Source organism: Curvibacter gracilis ATCC BAA-807, from assembly GCF_000518645.1.
Lineage (GTDB): Bacteria > Pseudomonadota > Gammaproteobacteria > Burkholderiales > Burkholderiaceae_C > Curvibacter > Curvibacter gracilis.
In genome coordinates, this window is sequence record NZ_JADZ01000015.1 from 12,467 (window position 1) to 33,959 (window position 21,493).

Consider the following 21,493-nt stretch of genomic DNA (forward strand, 5'->3'; position numbering starts at 1 on the left):
ATCCCCTCACCGGCCCCCGCAACACCCAGCCCCTCCCTCCAACCCATCCACCCGGAGACCCCCATGGACCACCTGAGCGGCCTTGACGCCACCTTTCTTCATGTTGAAAGTCCCGAAACCCCGATGCATGTGGCCTCGCTGCACGTCCTCGACCTGCCCGAGGGCTACCAGGGCGACTACTGCGAAGACGTGCGCCACCACCTGCAAGAGCGCCAGCACCTGGCCGACCTGCTGACCCGTCGGCTGGCCCTGATGCCCTTCGACCTGTCCGACCCGGTGTGGGTGCGCGACGACGACATCGACTGGGACTACCACGTGCGCCCCATCACCCTGCCCTCGCCGGGCAGCAACGCCCAGCTGCAGGCCCTGGTGGCCCGGCTGCACTCCTCGCTGCTGGACCGCAGCCGCCCACTGTGGGAGGTGGCCGTGATCACCGGCCTCAAGAGCGGCCAGGTGGCGCTGTACCTCAAGGTGCACCACTGCGGCATCGACGGCCAGTCGGGCGTGGCCCTGGGCAACGCCTTGTTCGATCGGGTGGCCAGTGGCCGGGTGGTTCCCGCCCCGCTGCCCCGCCCGCCGGCACGCCAGCGCGACCTGGGGGTGGCCGAACTGGCCGCCGCGGCGCTCAAGAACACCGGGCGTCAATACCTCAAGCTGCTGCGCATGACCCCCAGCATGGCCCGCGCCGCCAAGACCGTGCTGCTGCCCGCCCCGGGCGAGGACGGCAAGCGCAGCTGGCGTCTGCCGAAAAACCTGCAGCTGCTGGCGCCCCGCACCCCGTTCAATGTCACCATCACCAACCAGCGCTCCTTTGCCGCCCGCACCGTGCCGCTGGCCGAGGTCAAGTACGTGGCCAAGCACCTGGGGGGCTCGGTCAATGATGTGGTGATGGCCACCACCTCGGGCGCGTTGCGCCGCTACCTGACCGAGCTGGGCTGCCTGCCCGAGAAGTCCCTCACGGCAGCGGTTCCGGTCAGCCTGCGCACCCCGGGCGACAGCCGGGCCAACAACCAGGTCAGCATGATGGTGGTGCCGCTGTGCACCCAGGAGGGCGACCGCGCCCAACGCTTCCACGCCATCCACGATGCGGCCCAGGCCAACAAGGGGGTGATGGGGCAGATCAAGGCGGCCATCCCCACCGACTACCCCATCTTCGCAGCCCCCTGGCTGATCTCGGGCCTCAACACCATGCTGGCGCGCTCCAAGCTCATCAACCAATTGCCGCCCATGGCCAATGTGGTGATCTCGAACGTGGCGGGCATCCAGGAAGCCCTCTACTGCGCCGGCGCCCGCGTGGTCTGCTACTACCCCTTGTCCATCCCCACCCATGGCATGGCCCTGAACGTGACGGTGCAAAGCTACAACGGCCGGGTGGACTACGGCTTGATCGCCTGTCGCCAGGCTGTGCCCCAGATCCACGAGCTGGCCGACTTCGTGCTGGAAGAGCACCAGCAGTTGCTGGCACTGGCCCGCCAGGCCGAGGCCCACGGCGGCAAGCCGGCGGCCGCTGCGGCGCCCGGCCAAACAACAGGCCCCACCACCGGCGCCCGCAAGAGCGCCTCCACGGCCTCTTCCGGCCAGACCCAGAGCCTGGCACAGGGCACCACGCCCGGGAGTTCGCCAACCCCCGCCCGGGCCACCGCGCGCCCCCGGCCGGCCGCCGCCCGCCGCACCACCGCCACGGCCGACAAGCCCACCGCCCCCTCCGCCAAGACCACCCCGGCCAGCCGCAGTGCCCGCCCGGCCGCCAAGCGCAGCAGCCCGGAGGGTTCGGCCACGCAGGCAGCGCCAGGCACAGCCCCGACCAAACGACCTGCCCGGCCCCGCAGCCGCACCGCAGCCGCCGCCAAGGCCGCGCCAACCACGGCCACCACAAGCCCGGGCGCCAACCAGGCCGGCGCTGACAGCGGCGCCACCTCGACAGCGACCACCGCCTCGACAGGCGCTGCAGCCGCCACAGCGTGAAGCTGACACCGTGAGCTGAGTCCACGGGCGCCCCATGTGGCCAGCTTGCCGCCCGCTGGCCAGCCACTTGTCACCCGCCCTCCCCTCAGGCCCCCTGCCAGCCCGCTGGCCGGGGGCATTTTCTTCACGCATTGCTGAAAGAAACTTCATGGCCGGTGCCCGCGGTTTGGGCTTAAATTACCGGCTCTTGCCGCCGGCCTGTGCTGGCGTGCACGCTGTTGTCCAGAAACCGTCCGGATCCATGCCATGAACGCCACCTTGTCCGCGCCGCCCACCGACCACCGCCACCGCGCCGAGCGCCAGGCCCAGGTGGTGGCGGCCCTGCAGGCCGTGCTGCCCGCCCATGCCCTGCTGTGGCACACCGAAGACACCGTGCCCTACGAGTGCGACGGCCTGACGGCCTACCGCGAACGCCCCTTGGTGGTGGCCCTGCCCGAAACCGAAGACGAAGTGCAGGCCGTGCTGCAGACCTGCCACGAGCTCCAGGTGCCGGTGGTGGCCCGCGGGGCTGGCACCGGCCTGTCGGGCGGTGCCATGCCGCACAAGATGGGGGTCACGATGTCGCTGGCCAAGTTCAACCAGATCGTGCGCATCGACCCGGCCAGCCGCACCGCGGTGGTCCAGGGCGGCGTGCGCAACCTGGCCATCAGCGAGGCCGCCGCGCCCTTCGGCCTGTACTACGCGCCCGACCCCAGCAGCCAGATCGCCTGCACCATCGGCGGCAATGTGGCCGAGAACTCAGGCGGTGTGCACTGCCTGAAGTACGGGCTGACGGTGCACAACGTGCTCAAGGTGCGCGGCTACACCATGGCCGGCGAAGCCGTCGAGTTCGGCAGCGATGCCCTGGACTGCCCGGGCCTGGACCTGCTGTCCATCGTGATCGGCAGCGAAGGCATGCTGGCCGTGACCACCGAGGTCACGGTGAAGCTGGTGCCCAAACCGCAACTGGCGCGCTGCATCATGGCCAGCTTTGACGACATGCGCAAAGCCGGCGATGCGGTGGCCGAGGTGATTGCCGCCGGCATCATCCCGGCCGGCCTGGAGATGATGGACAAGCCCATGACCGCCGCGGTGGAAGACTTTGTGCACGCAGGCTACGACCTGAACGCCGAAGCCATCCTGCTGTGCGAGAGCGACGGCACGCCCGAAGAGGTCGAAGAAGAAATCGGCCGCATGAGCGAGGTGCTGCGCCGCTGCGGCGCCACCGCCATCGCAGTGAGCCGCGACGAGGGCGAGCGCCTGCGCTTCTGGAGCGGGCGCAAGAACGCCTTCCCGGCCAGTGGCCGCATCAGCCCCGACTACATGTGCATGGACTCGACCATCCCGCGCAAGCGCCTGGCCGACATCCTGCTGGCCATCAGCGAGATGGAGAAGAAGTACCAGCTGCGCTGCGCCAACGTGTTCCACGCCGGTGACGGCAACCTGCACCCGCTGATCCTGTTCGATGCCAACGACCCCGACCAGCTGCACCGCTGCGAGCTGTTCGGCGCCGACATCCTGGAAACCAGCGTGGCCATGGGCGGCACCGTGACCGGCGAGCACGGCGTGGGCGTGGAGAAGCTCAACAGCATGTGCGTGCAGTTCAGCGCCGAGGAGCGCGAGCAGATGCTGGGCGTGAAGCGCGCCTTCGACCCGCGCGGCCTGCTGAACCCGGGCAAGGTGATCCCGAGCAAGCACCGCTGCGCCGAGTACGGCAAGGAGCTGGTGCGGGGCGGGAAGATCAAGCATCCTGGCTTACCGAGATTTTGACCCCCCCTGAGTCGCCTTCGGCGCCTTCCCCCCGAGGGGGACGACACCAGCGGCCTGGCAAAGCCAGCTCCGCGGTGTCTGCTGGCATGGCTTGCTCCGCAGCCTTTTGAACGGTAAGGCTGCACGGGGCTCAAGCGCTGCGCCCTGCGCTCGGCCTCTGCGACTCCGTCTCTGACATGCCCCTCCGGAAGCCCCGAGGGCGACAACACCCGCGGCCTGGCAAAGCCCGCTCCGCGGTGTTTTGAGCGGCGGGGCTCAGGCAGCCACGGGTTCGCGGGCGGGGTGGCCGACCTGGTCGAGGGCGGCGGCCAGTTGGCCGACGGTGCGCTCCACGTTCTGCCATTTCTCCAGGCCGAACAGGCCGATGCGGAAGGTGCGGAAGTCGGCGCCCTCGTCGCATTGCAGCGGCACGCCGGCGGCGGTCTGCAGGCCCACGGCGGCGAACTTCTTGCTCGACTGGATGTCAGGGTCTTCGGTGTAGCTCACCACCACGCCGGGGGCCTGGAAGCCGGGCGCGGCCACGCTGGGGATGCCGCGCGACTCGAACAACTGACGCACGGCACGGCCCAGCGCCCACTGCGCTTCGCGCATGCGGGCAAAGCCCAGGGCCTGGGTTTCCTTCATGGTGTCACGCAGGCGCACCAGGGCGTCGGTGGGCATGGTGGTGTGGTAGGCGTGGCTGCCGTTTTCGTAGCTCTCGGTGATCTGCAGCCACTTCTTGAGGTCGCAGGCAAAGCTGCTGCTGGTGGTGCCGTCGATGGCCTGGCGGGCGCGCTCCGACATCATCACCATGGCGCAGGCCGGCGAGCTGCTCCAGCCCTTTTGCGGCGCCGAGATCAGCACGTCGACCCCGGTGTCGCGCATGTTGACCCACACCGCCCCCGAGGCGATGCAATCCAGCACGAACAGGCCGCCCACCTCGTGCACGGCCTCGGCCACGCTGCGCAGGTAGTCGTCGGGCAGGATCATGCCCGAGGCGGTTTCAACGTGCGGGGCAAACACCACGGCAGGCTTTTCGGCGCGGATGGTGGCCACCACCTCGTCGATGGGGGCCGGCGCCCAGGGGGCCTGAGGCCCGGGGGCCACGCGGCGCGCCTTGAGCACCGTGACCTCCGGCGTGATCGCGCCCATCTCGAGGATCTGCGACCAGCGGAAGCTGAACCAGCCGTTGCGCAGGATCAGCACCTTCTTGCCGCCGGCAAACTGGCGCGCCACCGACTCCATGCCGAAGGTGCCGCTGCCGGGCACCAGCACGGCACTGTGGGCGCCATAGACCTCTTTGAGCATGTCGCCGATGTCGAGCATGACGCGGCGAAACCGCGCCGACATGTGGTTGAGCGCGCGATCGGTGTAGACCACCGAGAATTCGAGCAGACCGTCGGGGTCCACGTGGGGCAAGAGTCCGGGCATGTTGTGTCTCCGTCAGACGCCGGGTGGGAGGGCACGCCATCCGTGCCTGTTGACCACCCGGGAGCGAATCACTTTAGCACGGCCCCTGCGGGCCCGCTGCCCCGCCTGCGGCCTGGGCCACGAGGCCCATCGAGCGCGCATTTGATGCAGCGCAAACACCCGTGCCGGCGCGCCGGAAAACCCCATTGAAGGCATGGAATTTGCGCCCGGAGCGCTCAGCCCCCACGAAGTGACACGGTGTGTCACAGCCCGCCGCAAGCCGGGCACCGTGGGGTGTTCCGCACCGTTCAACGACAAGGAGATGGACCATGTCTTTCAAAACCCCCCTGATGCTCGGCGCCCTGCTGCTGGGCGCCCAGGCCGCACAGGCCGACGCCAACCTGGACGCCCAGATGAAGGCCCTGGCCCTGGGCAGCGGATGCCTGACCTGCCACCACATCGAATCGGGGGCCAAGGCCGCTGACGGCAGCAAGCCCATCGGCCCCAACTGGCAGGACGTGGCCCACAAGTACAAGGGCCAGGCCCAGGCGCTGGACACCCTGGTGCAGACCGTGATGCAGGGCTCCAACCCCTACAACAGCCATTGGAAGGGCCAGGCCAGCGGTCTGGCCATGCCGCCCAATGCCGTGGCCATCAGCCAGGCCGATGCGCAGAAGCTGGTGGGCTGGATCCTGAACCTGCCCTGATCCGCCTGCGCGCGGGCGCTGAAAGCACAACGCCGCCCCGGGGCAAACCCGGGGCGGCGCAGCAGTGTCACTTTTTGGAACGTTCCAGGGCGAAGCAGGTGACAAGCCAGATCAGGGCGCCTGCCAGGGCACCTGGGCCGCGGCAAAGGCCTTGGCGAGCCGCCCGTCGGCGGCGACGGCATTGAGCGCGGCCTGCAGGGCCTGCGCCAATTCAACCGACTGCTTCTTGACGGCCATGCCCACGGCCCAGCCGTCGCGCGGGGCGCGGGGCATGGGCAGGGCCTCGATGAAGAAGCGCTTGTCGTCGCCCAGCACCGAGTACAGCTCGGAGGCCTGTCCCGCCGCCGCATCCACCTCACCATCGCGCAGCAACCGTGCCGCCGCCACGCCATCGGGCAAATGGGTGGTCAACAGATCGCGGTAGGCCCCCTGGTCGGCACCGATCAGCAGCCAGCCGGCCAGCGATTGCCCGGCCACCGCCACCTTGTGGCCCTTGAGCGCGGCCAGGCTCTCCAGGTCAGGCAGCCGGTCCAGCCGTCGCGCCATCACCACCCGCTCGCGGTAATAGGGCCCGAAGATCAGCACCTGGCGCTCGGCATCCATCAGGGGTTTGTCCACCGGCACATGCAGTAGCACATCCGCCGGGCCGTAGCCCAGGTAGTGGCCCTTCCAGACCATGTTGCGCAGGTCGTCGCCCATCTTCTCGTCGGCGTCGAAGGGCAGCAGGTTCAGCTTGAGCCCCAGTTGGGTGGCCAGCAGGCGCGCCAGTTCGGCATCGATGCCCTTGCCTTTGACGTTGAACGGCGGGTTGTCGTTGTAGATCGCCACCGACAGCACCCCGCGCGCCTGGATGCGCGCCCAGGCAGATTCCTCCTGGGCCTGGGCCTGCCAGGCCAGCGGGGCGGCCGCCAGGGCCGCCGATGCCTTCAACAGGCTGCGGCGGGCAATCACTTGGCCTCCGCCAGCGGCTTGACGCGCAGCGATTCCAGGTAGGTCTTGATGGCCCAGGCCGCTTCCTGCGACAGGATGCCCTCAAAGCCCGGCATGTAGACCGCGCCGTTGCGGGTCACGCCGTGGCGGAAGTGGCCGATGAACCAGTCGTTCACATCACGCACGCAGGCGGCCTGCTTCTTGGCGTCGCGCAGGCCGGCACAGTCGTCGTCCAGGTGGCGCAGATCGGGTGCGATGCCGCCCGAGATGGCCTCCAGGCCATGGCAGCGGGCGCAGTTCTGGTTGAAGCCCGACGAGCCGATGCGGATCGCCTCAGGGTTCTTGCTGTAGGGGTTGTCCACCCGCCACTCCTCGCCCAACTTGGGCAGGTTGCCGGTGTCCACCGCCTGCGGGGTGACGTCACCGTGGGCGTGCGCCAGGCCACTCAAGGCCAGCAGCAGGGCCCCGGCCCACAGCAAAGGGCGGCCGAAAAAGGAAGTCGATTTCATGGTGTCTCCGGGTTTTTGTTGAAAAGCAATGAGCGTTTGTCAGCAAAGCGCATGCCAAGCCCCGTACCCTCGCACCAACCCCTAGGACAACTCCGCATGACATGTGCCGGGTTGCGCTATAGCGTGGCAGGCCGTTGCTCCAATCTGTGACGCTGGACCAGGATTTGCTAGCCAAGCCTCTTGAGCGAGTTGAACAACGACAAATGACAGCCCCCAGGGCTGCAGGAGACAAACGCGATGAAACCCCTTGTGCCTCACGAGCTGCACAGCTTCGCCCCTGTGCGCGCCACGATGAACAGCGACCTGGCCACCGTGGCCGAACCCCACGAAAGCGTGATCCGTGATTCGCACGATCGCTGCCTGGAGCTGGGCCTCAACCCGCGGGACCACATCGACTACTCGATGGAGACGCTGGCCGACTTCAAGCTGGCCCAGGAGCGCTGTGCCCGGCTGCAGGCCCAGGCCCTGCCGGTGATGGAGATGCTGCTGGAGCAGGTCAGCGGCACCGGCAACATCGTGTGCCTGGCCGACGACAAGGGCACCATCCTCATGTCGGCCGGCCACAGCGGCTCGGTCGATTTTGCCGAGCGCGTGGCGCTGCGCCCCGGGGTCAGCTGGTCCGAGGCGGCCAAGGGCACGAACGCGGTCGGCACCGCCCTGGTCACCGAGCGTGACATCTTCGTCCACGCCAACGAGCACTACATCCAGTCCAACCACGTGCTCACCTGCTCGGCCTCGCCCATCATGGACCACTCGGGCGGCGTGATCGGCGTGCTCGATGTCACCGGCGAGCACTACAGCTTCCACCCCCACACCATGGCCCTGGTGCGGGTGGCGGCCCGCACCATCGAGAACTACTGGTTCTGCGACAACTTCAGCCGCAATCTGCGCCTGCACTTCCATTTCCGCCCCGAGCTGATCGGCACCATGGTCGAGGGCGTGATCGCGCTGAGCGCCGACGGCAAGATCCTGGGCGTGAACCGCGCCGGCCTGCAGCTGCTGGGCACCAGCAGCGCGGCGGCCCGCATCCAGGGCGTGCGCGTGGTGTTCGGCATGGACTTCGGCGCCCTGATGGACCGCCTGCGCAGCCACAGCATGGCGCCCTTGCAGATGCGCCTGCCCGATGGCCGCATGCTCTACGCCCGGGCCCAGTGCAACGATGCCTCGCTGGGCCAGCACTTCCACTTCGGCCAGACCCGCGCGAGCGAGGCCCGCGCCCACGCCACGCCCGCCAGCCCGGCCCCCGAGCCCCCGGCCACCCCCACGTCCACCCGGGCCGCCACCGCCGCACGCCACGCCCCCGACCTGAACGAACTGGCGCGCGGCGATGCCCGCCTGGCCCAGGTGGTCGACCAGGTGCGGCGCGTGCTCGACCGCGACATCCCGATCCTGATCCTGGGCGAGACCGGCACCGGCAAAGAGGTGCTGGCCTCGGCCCTGCACGGGGCCAGCCAGCGCAAGGACCAGGCCTTTGTGGCCGTCAACTGCGCCTCCATCCCCGAGACCCTGATCGAGTCCGAGCTGTTCGGCTACGAGGAAGGCGCCTTCACCGGCGCCAAACGGCGCGGCTCGGCCGGCAAGCTGCTGCAGGCCCATGGCGGCACGCTGTTCCTCGATGAGATCGGCGACATGCCCTTGTCGCTGCAGGCCCGCCTGCTGCGCGTGCTGCAAGAGCGCAAGGTGGTGCCGCTGGGCGGGCAGAAAGCCAACGACGTGGACATCAACCTGGTCTGCGCCACCCACCGCAACCTGCGCGAGATGATCGAGCGTGGCGAGTTCCGCGAAGACCTGTACTACCGCATCAACGGCCTGGCCGTGCGCCTGCCCCGCCTGTGCGAACGCACCGACCTGCGCGTGGTGTGCCGGCGCCTGATCAGCCAGCTCTCGCCCCAACACCCCTTGGGCATCAGCGAAGAGCTGCTGGCCGAGTTCGAGGCCTACGCCTGGCCGGGCAACCTGCGCCAGCTGCACAACGTGCTGCGCACCGCCTGCGTGATGGCCGGCACCGACCGCGAGATCACCCGCGTGCACCTGCCCATGGACTTTCTCGAAGACCTGAGCAGCGCGCGCGGGCAACGCCAGACCGGCCAGGGAGCCCAGAGCGGCCAAGCCGCCGGGGCCACCCCCACCCTGCCGCCGCAGAGCGCGGGCGGCGACACCGCCTCGCTGGGCGATGTGCTGCACGAACTCAAGCTCAGCACCATCCGCCAGACCCTGGCCGCCTGCAACGGCAATGTGACCGAGGCCGCCAAGCGCCTCAACATCAGCCGCAACACCATCTACCGCAAGCTCAAGGCCGTGGGCGACCGGCCCGCCTGAGGCCTGTCAACAGGGCTTCGCCCCCTGGGGAAAACCAGGGCCCGGCGTGACACCGATGGAGCACCGGTGTCACACCTCGGAGATGCAACACCGTTGCACAACACCACGCCGCCTGCCCGGTTCCGCCTCATCCGCCCCGGTGGCCCTGCGTCCCGGGGGCTGAGGCGCCTCCCCGGCACCACCGCCCCCCTGAAAACCCCTACAAGCCCCCCTCCACCGGGCTTTCGGCACGGGCTTTGCAGAACACCCAGCCTCTGCCACCCGCCAGCCAAGACAGCCACCCCGCCATGCTCTCCGTGCGCCACCTCAGCAAAAGCTATGGCTCCCGCCAGGCGCTCCAACAACTGGGGCTGGAGCTGGCCGACGGCCAGTTCTGCGTGCTGCTGGGGCCCAATGGCGCCGGCAAGTCGACCCTGTTCCAGTTGCTCACCGGCCTGTTCATGCCCGACAGCGGCGACATCGAGGTCGATGGTCTGAACCTGCGCCACGCCGCCGCGCGCGCCCTGGCCCGCATCGGCGTGGTGTTCCAGCAGCAGTCGCTCGACCTGGACCTGAGCGTGCGCCAGAACCTGCTGTTCCATGGCGACCTGCATGGCCTGCCGCGCGCCCTGTGCCGGGAGCGCATCGCCAGCGATGCGCCCGGCCTGGGCCTGGACAAAGACCTGGACCGCCCGGTGCGTGAGCTCTCGGGCGGCACCCGGCGCAAGGTGGAGCTGGTGCGCGCCCTGCTGCACCGCCCCGGCCTGCTGCTGATGGACGAGGCCACCGTGGGCCTGGACCCGCCCTCGCGCCACGACCTGCTGCGCACCGTGCGCCAGGACGTGGCCCAGCGCGGCACCAGCGTGCTGTGGGCCACCCATTGGGTCGAGGAAGCCGCCCAGGCCGACCGCGTGCTGGTGCTGCACCAGGGCCAGCTGGTGGCCGACGGCAGCCCGGCCGAGGTCACCCAGGCCCTGGGCGCCGACACCCTGGAAGCCGGCTTCATCCGGCGCACCGCCGCCCGCGGCTGAACGCCGCACCGCTCTAGCCCCTTGAACGCCATGCACCACGCTCTGTTTTCCCCCATCCGCTGGCTGTCAGCCCTGGCCCTGGCCGGGCTGCTGCACGGCGCCGCCCAGGCCCAGACCCTGGCCCTGGTGTCCAGCGAAAAGGACAACGCCATCACCGTCATCCGCCTGGCCGACCTGCAGCTGCAGGCGCCCATCCCCACCTGCAAGCGCCCACGCCACATGCAGCTCAGCGCCAACCGGCAGCAGCTGCTGGTGGCCTGCAGCGACAGCGCCGCCGCCGACGTGATCGATCTGCGCAGCCTGAGATCGGTGGACCGCATCCCCCTGAGCGACGACCCCGAGATCTTCGACCTCTCGCCCGACGGCCGCACCTTCTACGTGTCCAACGAAGACGATGCGGCGCTCAGCATCATCGACGCGACCAGCCGCAAGATCGTGGCCAGCGTGCCGGTGGGCCGCGAGCCCGAGGGGGTGAAGGTGTCGGCCGACGGCAAGACGGTGTATGTCAGCTCCGAGGTGGCCAACAGCGTGCACGTGATCGACACCGCCAGCCGCAAGCTGGTCAAGACGATTGCGGTGGGCCAGCGCCCGCGCCGCATGGCCCTGAGCCCGGACGGCAAGGAGCTGTGGGTCAGCAACGAGCTGGGCGCCAGCATCAGCATCATCTCCACCGCCGAGCAAAAAGTCGTGCACACCCTGACGCTCGACCTCAAGGGCGCCCGCGCCAGCGACATCACCCCGGTGGGCCTGCTGATCGGGCGCGACGGAAAGCGCGCCTACGTGGCCATGGGCCGGGCCAACCATGTGGCCTTCATCGATGTGGCCAGCCGCCAGATCACCGAGCGCGTGCTGGTGGGCCGGCGCGCCTGGGGCCTGGCCCTGAGCCAGGACGAATCGCGCCTGTATGTGGTCAACGGCCTGTCGGACGACCTCACCGTGGTCGACGTGAAGGCCGCCCGGGCCCTGAAGAGCGTGCCCGTCGGGCGCGTGCCCCACACCGTGGTGCTGTACTGATGCGCGCCGCCTTTCACCGAAGCCTGATCGCCACGGCGCTGGCCCTGGCGGCCACGGCCAGCCAGGCCGCCGCCTGGAAGCTCACCCTGATCGAACAGGCCGACCCACCGGCCTGGCAGCGCCAGCAGCTCGAGCGCGCCTACCTGGGCCACAGCGGTGGCTCGCTCAAGCCCGCCATCGCCCTGGGCCTGGAAGACGCCCAGTTCGAAACCCAGGCCGCCCAGACCACGCTCCGGCTGCAGACCGAAGCCAGCCCCAGCCTGGAGGCCGCCCGCGAGGCCGCCCGCCAGGCCGAGAAGGCCGGCGCCCAGGCCCTGCTGCTGGACCTGCCGGCCGACTGGGTGCGCGCCGTGGCCGGCGCGGTCAAGCTGCCGGTGCTCAACCTGAGCGCGCGCGACCAGGCCCTGCGCGAACGCGACTGCCTGCCCCAGCTGTTCCACCTGATCGCCAGCGAGCGCATGCGTGCCGACGCCCTGGCCCAGGCCCTGGCCAGCCGCAAGTGGGGCCAGGTGCTGCTGCTCAGCGGCAGCGCCCCGGAGGACGCCGCGCGCAGCCAGATCGCCCAACAGGCCCTCCAGCGCTACGGCCTGAAGCTGGTGGCCCAGCGCCCCTTCAAGCTCTCCACCGACCCGCGCGAGCGCCAGCTGGCCAACCCCCTGCTGCTCACCGGCGGCCTGGCCTACGACGTGGTCTGGGTGGTGGACAGCGAGGGCGAGTTCGCCCGCAGCCTGCCCTTCAACAGCGCCAGCCCGCGCCCGGTGGTGGGCGATGGTGGCGTGGTGGCCCTGGAATGGCAGGCCCAGTACGAACGCTATGGCGCACCGCAACTGTCGCGCCGCTTCCAGAAGGCCACCGGGCGCGGCATGCAGGCCACCGACTGGGCAGGCTGGGTGGCAGGCCGGGCCCTGGCCAACGCAGCACTCACGCTGCGCTCGGCCGACGCCCAGGCGCTGCGCCAGGCCCTGGGCTCGGTCAGCGTGGACGGCGCCAAAGGCGTGGCCCTGCAGTTCCGGCCCTGGGACCGACAGCTGCGCCAGCCCCTGCTGCTCAGCGACGGCCAGGGTGTGCAGGCGCTGGCCCCGGCCGAGGGCGTGCTGCACCCGCGCAACGCGCTCGACACCCTGGGTGCCGACGAGCCCGAAAAGCTCTGCAAGGGGCAGCCATGAGCCTGTCGCTGCGCCACCTGCTGCAGGCCATGCGCGCCATCGTCTGGCGCGAGCTGCTCAAGTTCTCGCGCCAGCGCGGTCGCCTGGCCTCGGCCCTGGTGCGGCCGCTGCTGTGGCTGGCGGTGTTTGCCGCGGGCTTTCGCAATGTGTTCGGGGTGGCCATCGTCGAGCCCTATTCCACCTACATCCCGTACGACGTCTACATCGCCCCCGGCCTGATCGGGATGGTGATGCTGTTCAACGGCATGCAGTCCTCGCTGGCCATGGTCTACGACCGCGAGATGGGCCTGATGCGCCTGCTGCTGGTGGCCCCGCTGCCCCGCTGGTGGGTGCTGGCCTGCAAGCTGGCCGCCACCGCCGTGCTGTCGCTGCTGCAGGCCCTGTGCTTTGTGCTGATCGCCTGGGCCCTGGGCACACCGCTGCCGCTGTGGGGCCCGCAGTTGCCCGCCGCGCTGCTGGCCAGCACCAGCGCCGCCCTGATGCTGGGTGCGCTGGGCCTGCTGCTGAGCGTGCACATCAAGCAGCTCGAGAACTTCGCCGGCACCATGAACTTCGTCATCTTCCCGATGTACTTCATGTCCACCGCGCTGTACCCGATGTGGAAGCTGCAGGAGTCGGGCGCCGAATGGGTGTACCAGGTGGCGCGCTTCAACCCCTTCACCCACGCCGTGGAGTGGATCCGCTTCGCCTTCTACGGCCAGGACGCGGGCGCCTCGCCCTGGGTGGTGCTGGGCACCGGCGCACTGTGCTTTGTGCTGGCCTGCTGGGGCTACGACCCGCAGCGCGGCTTTGGCGCGCTGAGCAAGCGCGGGGGTGGCGCATGAGCCCCTGGCGTGCCAACCGACGTGAGCCGCTGAGCGAACCCCTGTGGCTCGAATGGCTGGCCCTGGGCGGTCTGCTGGTGTTCGGCACCTGGCTGCTGGGCGTGCGCGGCGTGTGGGCCCTGCTGCTGCACGCCGACCCCACCGGCCTGACCCTGGTCATCGTGGCGGTGTTCGCCTGCAGCACCGCCTGGTGCGGCAGCCGCGCCAAGGCCTTGCAGGCGCAGCGCCAGGCCCTGGAGGCCAGCCTGCGCCCCGGCAGCCCCGGCCAGGGCTGGGCCCATGACTACTGGCTGGCCTGCCGGCAACCCGGCGGCGATGCCGCCACCGCGCTGGAGGTGCTGCTGGAGCACAGCCATGGCCCGCATGGCACGGCCTGGTGGGTCAACGGCATCCAGCTCAAGCTGGGCCTGCTGGGCAAGGTGATCGGCTTTTGCATCCTGGCGCTGAACATCGGCCAGTTGCAAAGCCTGGACGCCAGCCAGTCGAGCGAGCTGCTCAAAAGCCTGACCACCGGCCTGGGTGTGGCCCTGCTGACCACCATGGTGGGGCTGGTGGCCAACATCCTGCTGGGCCTGCAGCTGACGCGGCTCGACCGCTACGCCGACAGGCTGGTGGCCGATTGCCAGCGCCATGGGCTGAACCAGCGCCCACAACATCACCAGGCGGGCGTGCCATGAGCCTGCGCCACCGGCGCCGCGCGCGCGAGCAAGAGGTCGACCCGTTCTACGACATGTTGTTCAACATGCTGATCGCCTTCGTGTTCTGCTTTCTGATCGCCTTGCTGGTCATGAACCCCAAGGCCCTGAAGGCCGGCGACATCCCCTCCAAGGCCGAGTACGTGATCACCGTGTCGTGGCCCGACCTGAACCCCAACGACCTCGACACCTGGGTGCAGGACCCGGGCGGCAAGCTGGTCTGGTTCCGCAACCGCGAGGCCGGCCTGATGCACCTGGACCGCGATGACCGCGGCATGTCCAACGACGTCATCACCATCAATGGCCGCCAGGTGGTCAACCCACTGAACCAGGAGGTGGTCACCCTGCGCGGCATCGCCCCGGGGGAGTACACGGTCAACCTGCAGTACTACGAAACCCGCAACGGCCAGCCGGTGGATGCCACCGTCTCGGTGCTCAAGGTCAACCCGCGCGCCGAGGTGGTGTTCTACGGCAGCCTGAAGCTCATGCGCCCCGGCGACGAGGTGACCGCCGTGCGCTTCACCCTGCTGCCCGACGGCAGCGTGGCCCACATCAACAACCTGCCCAAGACCCTGGTGGAACGCCTATGACCCTCGCCATCGAACTCGGCGCCGCCGTGCTGGCCCTGCTGTGCGCCCTGGCCCTGCTCTGGTCGCACTGGCCGGCCTGGCTCAAGGCCGCGCTGCTGCTGGGCGTGACCGTCTTCTACTTCTTCGCCCACGACGAGGTGAACAACATCGCCGGCTGGCCCAGCCCCCACCGCCTGCCCGAGCGCTTCCAGCTGCTGGCCGCCGTCATCGAGGAGCCCACCCAGCGCAACCCCGGCGCTCTGTACCTGTGGGTGAACGCGGTCGAGAACGGCCGCCCCCAGACCCAGCCGCGCGCCTACCGCCTGCCCTACACCAAGGACCTGCATGCCTTGCTCAACGACTCGCTGAAAAAGGTGCGCGAAGGCGTGAGCCAGCTCGGCACGCTGGAGCCGCAGCGCGGCCGCCCCGGCCTGTCGTGGCTGCGCCCGGGCAGCGACGAGCAGGTGGTGAAGCTGCGCGACATGCCCAAGCCACAGCTGCCGGAGAAGTGAGCCATGTCGCTGCGCCTTGCCCCTGCCGTGCTGATCTGCTGCGCCCTGGCCCTGTCCGTGCTGGTGGCAGGCTGCGACCGCGCGCCCGCCAGCAGCGACTACTTTCCGCTGGCCAGCGGCCAGCACTGGACCTACACCGAGACCACCGAACGTGACAACGGCCAGCGCAGCCAACGCAGCCTGCGCCTGGACAACCTGGGCCAAGACCGCCTGGACGACGAGCCCGCCTGGCACCGCTACAGCGACGACGGCATGCACTACTGGCTGCGCAGCGACGACAGCGGCACCTACCGCGTGGCCAGCCGCTTCGAGCTCGACGAGTTCTACACGCCGGACGCCACCCGCCACTACGTGCTCAAGCAGCCCCTGAGCGTGGGCACCAGCTGGCAGGCCGACACCGCCCCCTACCTGCTGGAGCGGGCCCAGCAGTTTCCGCCCGAGATCCGCCACAGCCACCCGGCCGTGCCCATGGTCTACCGCATCGAGGCCACCGACGAAGCCGTGGACACGGGGGCGGGCCGCTTCGAGCACTGCCTGCGCGTGCAGGGCGTGGCCAGCCTGCACCTGTACGTGGACGCCGCCTCGGGCTGGAAGGACCTGCCCCTGATCACCCGCGAGTGGTACTGCCCCGGCGTGGGCCTGGTGCGCCTGAGCCGCGAAGAACACACCGCCTCCAGCTTTGTCACGGGCGGCACCCTCACCCTGGATCTGCAATCATGGCCCTGAGCCCCGTCGTCTCCGTCGTCTCCGTCGCCCCAGCTTCGCCCCGTCGCCGGGCCCTGGCCCTGCTGGCCGCCCTGAGCCCGCTGCTGGGCAGCCGGCCCGCCCAGGCCCAGCCCGGCAACCCCGGCGTGATCACGCTGTACGTGCCCTGGCCCGCCGGCGGCGCCACCGACGTCACGCTGCGCATGCTGGCCGATCTGGCGGGCCAGCAACTGGGCCAGAAAATCATCATCGAGAACCGCCCCGGCGCCGGGGGCAGCCTGGCCATGCCCCTGCTGCAGCAGGCCCCGGCCGACGGCAGCGTGCTGGCCCAGATGCCGCAGCCGGTGTTCCGCATCCCCTTTCTGCAGAAGGTGGCCTGGGACCCGATCCGCGACACCACGCCCATCCTGCAGATCAGCGGGGTCACCTTCGGCATCCTGGTGGCCAGCAACAGCCCGCTGCGCCACCTGGGCGACCTGCTCGACTTTGCGCGCCAGCACCCGGGCGAACTCTCGGTGGCCACCAACGGCAACGGCACCACCCCCCATGTCGTGATGGAAGAGCTGCTGAGCGAGCAGGGCCTGCGCTACATCCACGTGCCGTACAAGGGCACTGCCGAGCAGATGCTGGCCGTGGCCGCCGGCCAGGTGATGGTGGGCGTCAATTCGAACGGCTTTGCCCCCTATGTGGACAGCGGGCGCCTGCGCCTGCTGGTCACCTTCAGCGAGGCCCGCACCCGGCGCTGGCCGCAGGTGCCCACGCTCAAAGAGCTGGGCTACCCCATCGTGGCCACCTCGCCCTACGGCCTGGTGGGGCCGCGCGGCATGGCGCCCGAGCTGGTGCAGCGCCTGCACGCCTCCTTCAAGGCCGCGCTGTTCCACCCGCGCCACCTGGCCGAACTGGCCAAGTACGACCAGGAGCCCGCCTACCTGGGTCCGGCCGACTATGGCCGCTCCATGGCCCAGGCCTACGCCCTGGAGCGCCGCCAGGCCGAGCGCCAGGGCCTGATCGCGCCCAACGCCTGAGGAGCCACACCATGCCCAAGCACCTGCCCCACGCCCACCTGCCCCCCCGCTGGCAACGCGACCTGCTGGGCATGGGCGCCTGCGTGCTGCTGGGCTGGGCCGCCTCGGTGCAGGGCAACTGGTTCGAGCATTTCTCACGCTTTGCCCAACGCCATGAACGCTGGCAGCTCGACGAATGGCCCCTGGGCCTGCTGCTGCTGTCACTGGGCCTGGTGTGGTTTGCCGGGCGACGCCTGCGTGAGCTGCGCGCCATGCTGGCCGAGCGCGCCGCCGCCGAGCAGCGCATTGCCGAGCTGCTGACCCACAACCAACACCTGGCGCGCCAGCTGATCCGCGTGCAGGAGGCCGAGCGGCGCAGCATCGCGCGCGAGCTGCACGACGAGTTCGGCCAGGGCTGCACCGCCATCCGCATCGAGGCCCGGCTGCTGAACCGGCCCGAGGCGCCGGAGGCCGTGCGCCAGGGCGCCCAGCGCATCGCCCGCAGTGCCGAGCACCTGTACGGCCTGGTGCGCGAGCTGCTGGTGCGCCTGCGCCCGCACAGCCTGGACAGCCTGGGCCTGGAAGCCGCCCTGCACGAGCTGTGCGAAGGCTGGGAGGCGCAGACCGGCGTGGCCTGCCGGCTGCACACCCAGCTGCCCGAGCAGCCCCTGGACGACGCCGTGGCCGTGACCCTGTTCCGCCTGGTGCAGGAGGGCCTGACCAACATCGCCCGCCACGCCGGCGCCGACGAGGCCTGCGTGAGCCTGCAGGCGGCGCGCTGGCCCCAGCAGCCCTTGCAGCTGCAGATCGAAGACAACGGCTGCGGCCTGCCCGGCGCGGCCAACGATGAAAGCGCGGCCCCGCCCCGAACGGGCTTCGGCCTGGCCGGCATGCGCGAACGCGTGGCGGCCCTGCAAGGCGAGTTGCAGTTCGACAGCGCGGCCACGGGCGGGCTGCGCATCCACGTCACCCTGCCCGCGGAGCGCGCCGCATGATCCGCATCCTGCTCATCGACGACCACCCCGTGGTGCGCGCCGGCTACCGCCGCCTGCTGGAGCAGGAGAGCGATCTGAGCGTGGTGGCCGAGTGCGCCGACGCTGACAGCGGCTACGCCGCCTTTGTGCGCGAGCAGCCCGACCTCAGCATCACCGACCTCTCGCTGCCCGGCGCCAGCGGCCTGGACGCCCTGCGCCGCATGCGGGCCCGCCAGGCCGAGGCCTGCGTGCTGGTGTTCAGCATGCACGACTCGCCGCATGTGGTGCGGCGCGCCTTGCAGGAAGGCGCGCGTGGCTTTGTCAGCAAGAACGCCGAGCCCGAGAGTCTGATCGCCGCCGTGCGCGCCCTGCGCCAGGGCCAGCGCTACCTGAGCCCCGACCTGCCGCCCAGCCTGCTGCGCGAGGCCGCGCCCTGCGACGACCAACTGGCCAGCCTGAGCCCGCGCGAGTTCAGCGTGTTCCGCCTGCTGGCCGAAGGGCGCAGCGCCGCCGAATGCGCCGAGCTGCTCAAGCTCAGCCCCAAGACGGTGGCCAATGTGCAGACCCTGGTGAAGGAGAAGCTGCAGGTCAGCACCTCGGCCGCGCTGGTGCACCTGGCGCTGCAGCAGGGCTTGATTTCCGGCGCCATGACGGCCAGCGCCATCTGAGCCCCGGCCGGGGCGGCATCGCGGGAAATTTTCCCTGGGCCGCAAGAGCGCACGGCGCTAACTTTCAGCCCTGGAGACAAGCCGCCTGGCGCCCGCCGTTTTTCAAGAGGCGAGCGACCCCGGCCCCACAACAAAGAGAACCGCCGTGAACACCCTGCGCCTGCCCCAACGCCCCTTTCAAGCCTCCCACCCCCTGCGCCTGCGCGTGCTGACTTCGGCCCTGTGCGCCCTGGGCTTTCAATCGCTGGCCTGGGCCGCCGACACCCTGGAGGTGGCCCAGCTGAGCACCGTCAACGTGGTGGGCAGCACGCCCATCGATGGCATCGGCGTGCCGCTGGCGCAGGTGCCGGCCAATGCCCAGAAGATCACAGGCCAGGAGGCCGAGGCCCAGGGCGCGAGCAACCTGGCCGAGCTGCTCAACAACAACCTGGGCTCGGTCAGCGTGAGCAATGGCAGCGGCAGCCCCTACCAGAACGATGTGAACTACCGCGGCTTCCAGGCCTCGTCCCTGCTGGGCGCACCGGTGGGCCTGTCGGTCTACTTCGACGGCGTGCGCATGAACGAGCCCTTCGGCTCCATCGTCAACTGGGACCTGATCCCCGTGAACGCCATCGCGGGCGTGGATGTGCTGCCGGGCTCCAACCCGCTGTTCGGGCTCAACACCCTGGGCGGGGCCCTGGTGGTCAACACCAAGAACGGCCAGGACAACGCCGGCACCTCGATCACCGCCCAGGGCGGCTCCTTCCAGCGCAAAGCCTTGCGCTTCGAGACCGGCTGGGCCGACGCGGCGCTGGGCACCGACCACTTCATCGCCGGCAACTGGGACAGGCAGGCCGGCTTTCGCAGCCACTCCAGCTCCGAGGTGCGCCAGCTGTTCGGCAAGACCCGCTGGCAGGGCAACGGCGGCAAGACGCGGCTGGAGTTGTCGCTGACCGCGGCCGACACCGTGCTCAACGGCACCCAGGCCCTGCCCATGGACATGATGGCCAACCCCAGCGCCGCCTACACCTGGCCCGACAGCACGGCCAACCAGCTGTTCATGGCCAAGCTCAAAGGCAGCCACTGGCTCAGTGATGAGCAGCAGATCAGCGGCCAGTTCTACCTGCGCCAGGGGCGCAGCCGCAATGTGAACAGCAATGCCGAGCTCGACGACGGCTGCCTCAACGACGATGGCAGCCTGGCCCTGTCGGGCGGCAGCCCCAAATGCGGCAACAAGGCCCCCCACGGCACGGCCACCAATGCCGTCACCTCGGCCGCCGCCCAGGGCTTGGGCTTTGCCCGCTGGACCAGCAGCATCAACACCAGCGTGGTCGAATCGCTGACGCGGCAGCAGGGCTGGGGCAGCAGCGTGCAGTGGTCCGACTTCCAGCAACGCCTGGGGCGCGACAACACCCTGCAGATCGGTGCCAGCTGGGACAGCGCGCGCATCACCTACGACCAGACCCGCACCCTGGCCCGCCTGGTCGATTACCAGACCGTGCAGACCCCCAACCAGAGCTATGGCTTCACCGCCGACGGCAAGGCCCCCTCGGCCAGCAACCCCTTGAGCTTCAGCGGCTCCAATGTGCTGGGTTCGGTGAACCTGGTCTCCACCACCCACCAGTTCAGCACCTACCTGAGCAACACCTGGCAGGCCAGCGAGCGCCTGAGCCTGACGGCCGCCGGCAGCTTCAATGCCACCATCCTCAACCAGAGCGGCACCAGCAACCAGTACCTCAACGATGACGGCGGCTACAGCTGGACCGACACGGTCAGTGGCGTCAGCTACTACAACCCCGCCTACCTCGGCGCCTACCAGTATTCGAACACCACCGCCAGCGGCGCCAAGCCCGCGGCCAATGGCATCCCGGCCGGCGCCGTGGCCGGGCCCGAGTCGCACAGCCTGAATGGCAAGCACCACTACCAGCGCTTCAACCCCTCGTTCGGCTTCAACTACCCGCTGGACCGCAGCACCGGGGTGTTCGGCCAGTACAGCGAAGCCATGCGGGCGCCCACCTCGATCGAGCTGTCCTGCGCCGACCCCAAGAGCCCCTGCGCCCTGCCCACCGGCTTCAATGGCGACCCCGACCTCAAGCCCGTGGTGGCCAAGACGGTCGAGTTCGGCGCCCGCGGCCGCCTGGGCGAATCCAGCCGCTGGAACGCCGCGGTCTATGACACGCGGCTGAGCAACGACATCCAGTTCATCGCCACCTCGTCTTCGCTGGGCTACTTTGCCAACGTGGGCAACACCGAACGCCGCGGGCTGGAGCTGGGCGCCCAGACCCGCTTCAAGGACCTGACGCTGGCGGCCGACTACGGCCTGGTCGATGCCCGCTACCGCACCCCCTTCACCACGGCCAGCGGCCAGAACGTGGTCAGCGGCAACCGGATCCCGGGCATCGCCCGCCAGACTCTGAAGCTGCGCGCCAGCTACCAGGCCAGCGCCAGCCTGGTGCTGGGCAGCCAGCTGATCCTGGCCAGCTCGCAGGTCGCCCACGGCAACGAAAGCAACCAGACTCCGGGCGGCACGGTGCCGGGCTACGGCGTGCTCAACCTCGACGCCCACTGGCGCCTCAGCCCGGAGCTTCAACTCAACGCCCACCTGAGCAATGCCTTGAACAAGCAATACGCCACCTACGGCATGTCGGGCCTGCGCAGCGTCTACACCCTGGCCACCCAGCAGTTCATCACCCCGGCCGCACCGCAAGCCCTGTGGGTCAGCTTGACGTATACCTTCGGGGGGCGCGCCACGAACTGAGGGGCCTGGGCGCAGTCGACAAGGCCGCCGTCGCGGCCCGACGAGCA

At 69.8% G+C, this 21,493-nt stretch carries 19 protein-coding genes; 16 read left to right on the plus strand and 3 right to left on the minus strand.

The genetic code is table 11. The features are described from left to right. Positions 1-63 precede the first annotated feature (63 nt). Positions 64-1,965, plus strand: a complete 1,902-nt coding sequence (locus L880_RS32370) for a wax ester/triacylglycerol synthase family O-acyltransferase (RefSeq protein WP_084461294.1) — start codon at positions 64-66, stop codon at positions 1,963-1,965. Positions 1,966-2,211: 246 nt separating this feature from the next. Beyond that, positions 2,212-3,714, plus strand: a complete 1,503-nt coding sequence (locus L880_RS0113115) for an FAD-linked oxidase C-terminal domain-containing protein (RefSeq protein ID WP_027476069.1) — start codon at positions 2,212-2,214, stop codon at positions 3,712-3,714. A gap of 255 nt (positions 3,715-3,969) precedes the next feature. On the opposite strand, the gene L880_RS0113120 is transcribed toward L880_RS0113115, so the two are convergent. After that, positions 3,970-5,124 (minus strand): pyridoxal-phosphate-dependent aminotransferase family protein, encoded by a 1,155-nt coding sequence (locus L880_RS0113120; RefSeq protein ID WP_027476070.1) that lies wholly within the window; start codon positions 5,122-5,124, stop codon positions 3,970-3,972. Between the two features lie 308 nt (positions 5,125-5,432). Here L880_RS0113120 and L880_RS0113125 point away from each other — a divergent pair, with 308 nt between their 5' ends. Continuing rightward, complete coding sequence (locus L880_RS0113125; RefSeq protein WP_027476071.1) at positions 5,433-5,810, plus strand: c-type cytochrome; 378 nt, start codon at positions 5,433-5,435, stop codon at positions 5,808-5,810. Between the two features lie 111 nt (positions 5,811-5,921). Here L880_RS0113125 and L880_RS0113130 read toward each other — a convergent pair whose 3' ends face one another. After that, positions 5,922-6,761 carry a substrate-binding periplasmic protein gene (locus tag L880_RS0113130; protein WP_027476072.1) on the minus strand — a complete coding sequence of 280 codons (840 nt, stop codon included), beginning with the start codon at positions 6,759-6,761 and terminating at the stop codon, positions 5,922-5,924. Then, positions 6,758-7,249: a cytochrome c-550 PedF gene (pedF, locus tag L880_RS0113135; protein ID WP_027476073.1), complete on the minus strand. Its 492-nt coding sequence runs from the start codon at positions 7,247-7,249 to the stop codon at positions 6,758-6,760. Before pedF ends, L880_RS0113130 begins: the two co-directional genes overlap by 4 nt. Before the next feature lie 237 nt (positions 7,250-7,486). Between pedF and L880_RS0113140 the strand changes: the two genes are divergently transcribed. The 13 genes from L880_RS0113140 to L880_RS0113200 all read left to right on the plus strand — a co-directional run bounded on the left by L880_RS0113140 (position 7,487) and on the right by L880_RS0113200 (position 21,446). Beyond that, positions 7,487-9,568: a sigma-54-dependent Fis family transcriptional regulator gene (locus tag L880_RS0113140; protein ID WP_157462856.1), complete on the plus strand. Its 2,082-nt coding sequence runs from the start codon at positions 7,487-7,489 to the stop codon at positions 9,566-9,568. A gap of 287 nt (positions 9,569-9,855) precedes the next feature. Then, positions 9,856-10,578: an ATP-binding cassette domain-containing protein gene (locus L880_RS0113145; RefSeq protein WP_027476075.1), complete on the plus strand. Its 723-nt coding sequence runs from the start codon at positions 9,856-9,858 to the stop codon at positions 10,576-10,578. Between the two features lie 30 nt (positions 10,579-10,608). Beyond that, on the plus strand, positions 10,609-11,592 hold the full coding sequence (locus tag L880_RS0113150) for a PQQ-dependent catabolism-associated beta-propeller protein (RefSeq protein ID WP_027476076.1): 984 nt from the start codon (positions 10,609-10,611) through the stop codon (positions 11,590-11,592). Continuing rightward, complete coding sequence (locus tag L880_RS0113155) at positions 11,592-12,758, plus strand: type 1 periplasmic-binding domain-containing protein (RefSeq protein WP_027476077.1); 1,167 nt, start codon at positions 11,592-11,594, stop codon at positions 12,756-12,758. Before L880_RS0113150 ends, L880_RS0113155 begins: the two co-directional genes overlap by 1 nt. Beyond that, positions 12,755-13,582: an ABC transporter permease gene (locus L880_RS0113160; RefSeq protein ID WP_027476078.1), complete on the plus strand. Its 828-nt coding sequence runs from the start codon at positions 12,755-12,757 to the stop codon at positions 13,580-13,582. The genes L880_RS0113155 and L880_RS0113160 overlap by 4 nt, the downstream gene beginning before the upstream one ends. Further along, on the plus strand, positions 13,579-14,259 hold the full coding sequence (locus tag L880_RS0113165; RefSeq protein WP_027476079.1) for a MotA/TolQ/ExbB proton channel family protein: 681 nt from the start codon (positions 13,579-13,581) through the stop codon (positions 14,257-14,259). The genes L880_RS0113160 and L880_RS0113165 overlap by 4 nt, the downstream gene beginning before the upstream one ends. Continuing rightward, positions 14,256-14,867 carry a hypothetical protein gene (locus tag L880_RS0113170; RefSeq protein ID WP_027476080.1) on the plus strand — a complete coding sequence of 204 codons (612 nt, stop codon included), beginning with the start codon at positions 14,256-14,258 and terminating at the stop codon, positions 14,865-14,867. The genes L880_RS0113165 and L880_RS0113170 overlap by 4 nt, the downstream gene beginning before the upstream one ends. Next, complete coding sequence (locus L880_RS0113175) at positions 14,864-15,358, plus strand: hypothetical protein (protein WP_027476081.1); 495 nt, start codon at positions 14,864-14,866, stop codon at positions 15,356-15,358. The genes L880_RS0113170 and L880_RS0113175 overlap by 4 nt, the downstream gene beginning before the upstream one ends. Before the next feature lie 3 nt (positions 15,359-15,361). After that, positions 15,362-16,084 (plus strand): hypothetical protein, encoded by a 723-nt coding sequence (locus L880_RS0113180; RefSeq protein WP_027476082.1) that lies wholly within the window; start codon positions 15,362-15,364, stop codon positions 16,082-16,084. Continuing rightward, positions 16,075-17,088 carry a tripartite tricarboxylate transporter substrate binding protein gene (locus L880_RS0113185; protein ID WP_027476083.1) on the plus strand — a complete coding sequence of 338 codons (1,014 nt, stop codon included), beginning with the start codon at positions 16,075-16,077 and terminating at the stop codon, positions 17,086-17,088. Before L880_RS0113180 ends, L880_RS0113185 begins: the two co-directional genes overlap by 10 nt. Positions 17,089-17,099: 11 nt before the next feature. Beyond that, positions 17,100-18,062 (plus strand): histidine kinase, encoded by a 963-nt coding sequence (locus L880_RS32375; protein WP_051443289.1) that lies wholly within the window; start codon positions 17,100-17,102, stop codon positions 18,060-18,062. After that, the gene (locus tag L880_RS0113195) at positions 18,059-18,709 is read left to right on the plus strand and encodes a response regulator transcription factor (RefSeq protein WP_019575787.1); all 651 of its coding nucleotides are present in this window, start codon (positions 18,059-18,061) and stop codon (positions 18,707-18,709) included. The genes L880_RS32375 and L880_RS0113195 overlap by 4 nt, the downstream gene beginning before the upstream one ends. Positions 18,710-18,854: 145 nt before the next feature. Further along, entirely contained in the window at positions 18,855-21,446 is a 2,592-nt protein-coding gene (locus tag L880_RS0113200) for a TonB-dependent receptor (protein ID WP_027476084.1), read from the plus strand. The last annotated feature ends 47 nt before the right edge of the window (positions 21,447-21,493 follow it).

Bases quoted from the DNA above. Each gene is read 5' to 3' on its own strand.
- L880_RS0113165 (WP_027476079.1), top strand. From the start codon at position 13,579: ATGAGCCCCTGGCGTGCCAACCGACGTGAGCCGCTGAGCGAACCCCTG.
- L880_RS32375 (WP_051443289.1), top strand. From the start codon at position 17,100: ATGCCCAAGCACCTGCCCCACGCCCACCTGCCCCCCCGCTGGCAACGC.
- L880_RS0113120 (WP_027476070.1), bottom strand. From the start codon at position 5,124: ATGCCCGGACTCTTGCCCCACGTGGACCCCGACGGTCTGCTCGAATTC.
- L880_RS0113170 (WP_027476080.1), top strand. From the start codon at position 14,256: ATGAGCCTGCGCCACCGGCGCCGCGCGCGCGAGCAAGAGGTCGACCCG.
- L880_RS0113150 (WP_027476076.1), top strand. From the start codon at position 10,609: ATGCACCACGCTCTGTTTTCCCCCATCCGCTGGCTGTCAGCCCTGGCC.
- L880_RS0113115 (WP_027476069.1), top strand. From the start codon at position 2,212: ATGAACGCCACCTTGTCCGCGCCGCCCACCGACCACCGCCACCGCGCC.
- L880_RS0113160 (WP_027476078.1), top strand. From the start codon at position 12,755: ATGAGCCTGTCGCTGCGCCACCTGCTGCAGGCCATGCGCGCCATCGTC.
- L880_RS0113125 (WP_027476071.1), top strand. From the start codon at position 5,433: ATGTCTTTCAAAACCCCCCTGATGCTCGGCGCCCTGCTGCTGGGCGCC.
- L880_RS0113155 (WP_027476077.1), top strand. From the start codon at position 11,592: ATGCGCGCCGCCTTTCACCGAAGCCTGATCGCCACGGCGCTGGCCCTG.
- L880_RS0113145 (WP_027476075.1), top strand. From the start codon at position 9,856: ATGCTCTCCGTGCGCCACCTCAGCAAAAGCTATGGCTCCCGCCAGGCG.
- L880_RS32370 (WP_084461294.1), top strand. From the start codon at position 64: ATGGACCACCTGAGCGGCCTTGACGCCACCTTTCTTCATGTTGAAAGT.
- L880_RS0113195 (WP_019575787.1), top strand. From the start codon at position 18,059: ATGATCCGCATCCTGCTCATCGACGACCACCCCGTGGTGCGCGCCGGC.
- L880_RS0113185 (WP_027476083.1), top strand. From the start codon at position 16,075: ATGGCCCTGAGCCCCGTCGTCTCCGTCGTCTCCGTCGCCCCAGCTTCG.
- L880_RS0113175 (WP_027476081.1), top strand. From the start codon at position 14,864: ATGACCCTCGCCATCGAACTCGGCGCCGCCGTGCTGGCCCTGCTGTGC.
- L880_RS0113180 (WP_027476082.1), top strand. From the start codon at position 15,362: ATGTCGCTGCGCCTTGCCCCTGCCGTGCTGATCTGCTGCGCCCTGGCC.
- pedF (WP_027476073.1), bottom strand. From the start codon at position 7,249: ATGAAATCGACTTCCTTTTTCGGCCGCCCTTTGCTGTGGGCCGGGGCC.
- L880_RS0113140 (WP_157462856.1), top strand. From the start codon at position 7,487: ATGAAACCCCTTGTGCCTCACGAGCTGCACAGCTTCGCCCCTGTGCGC.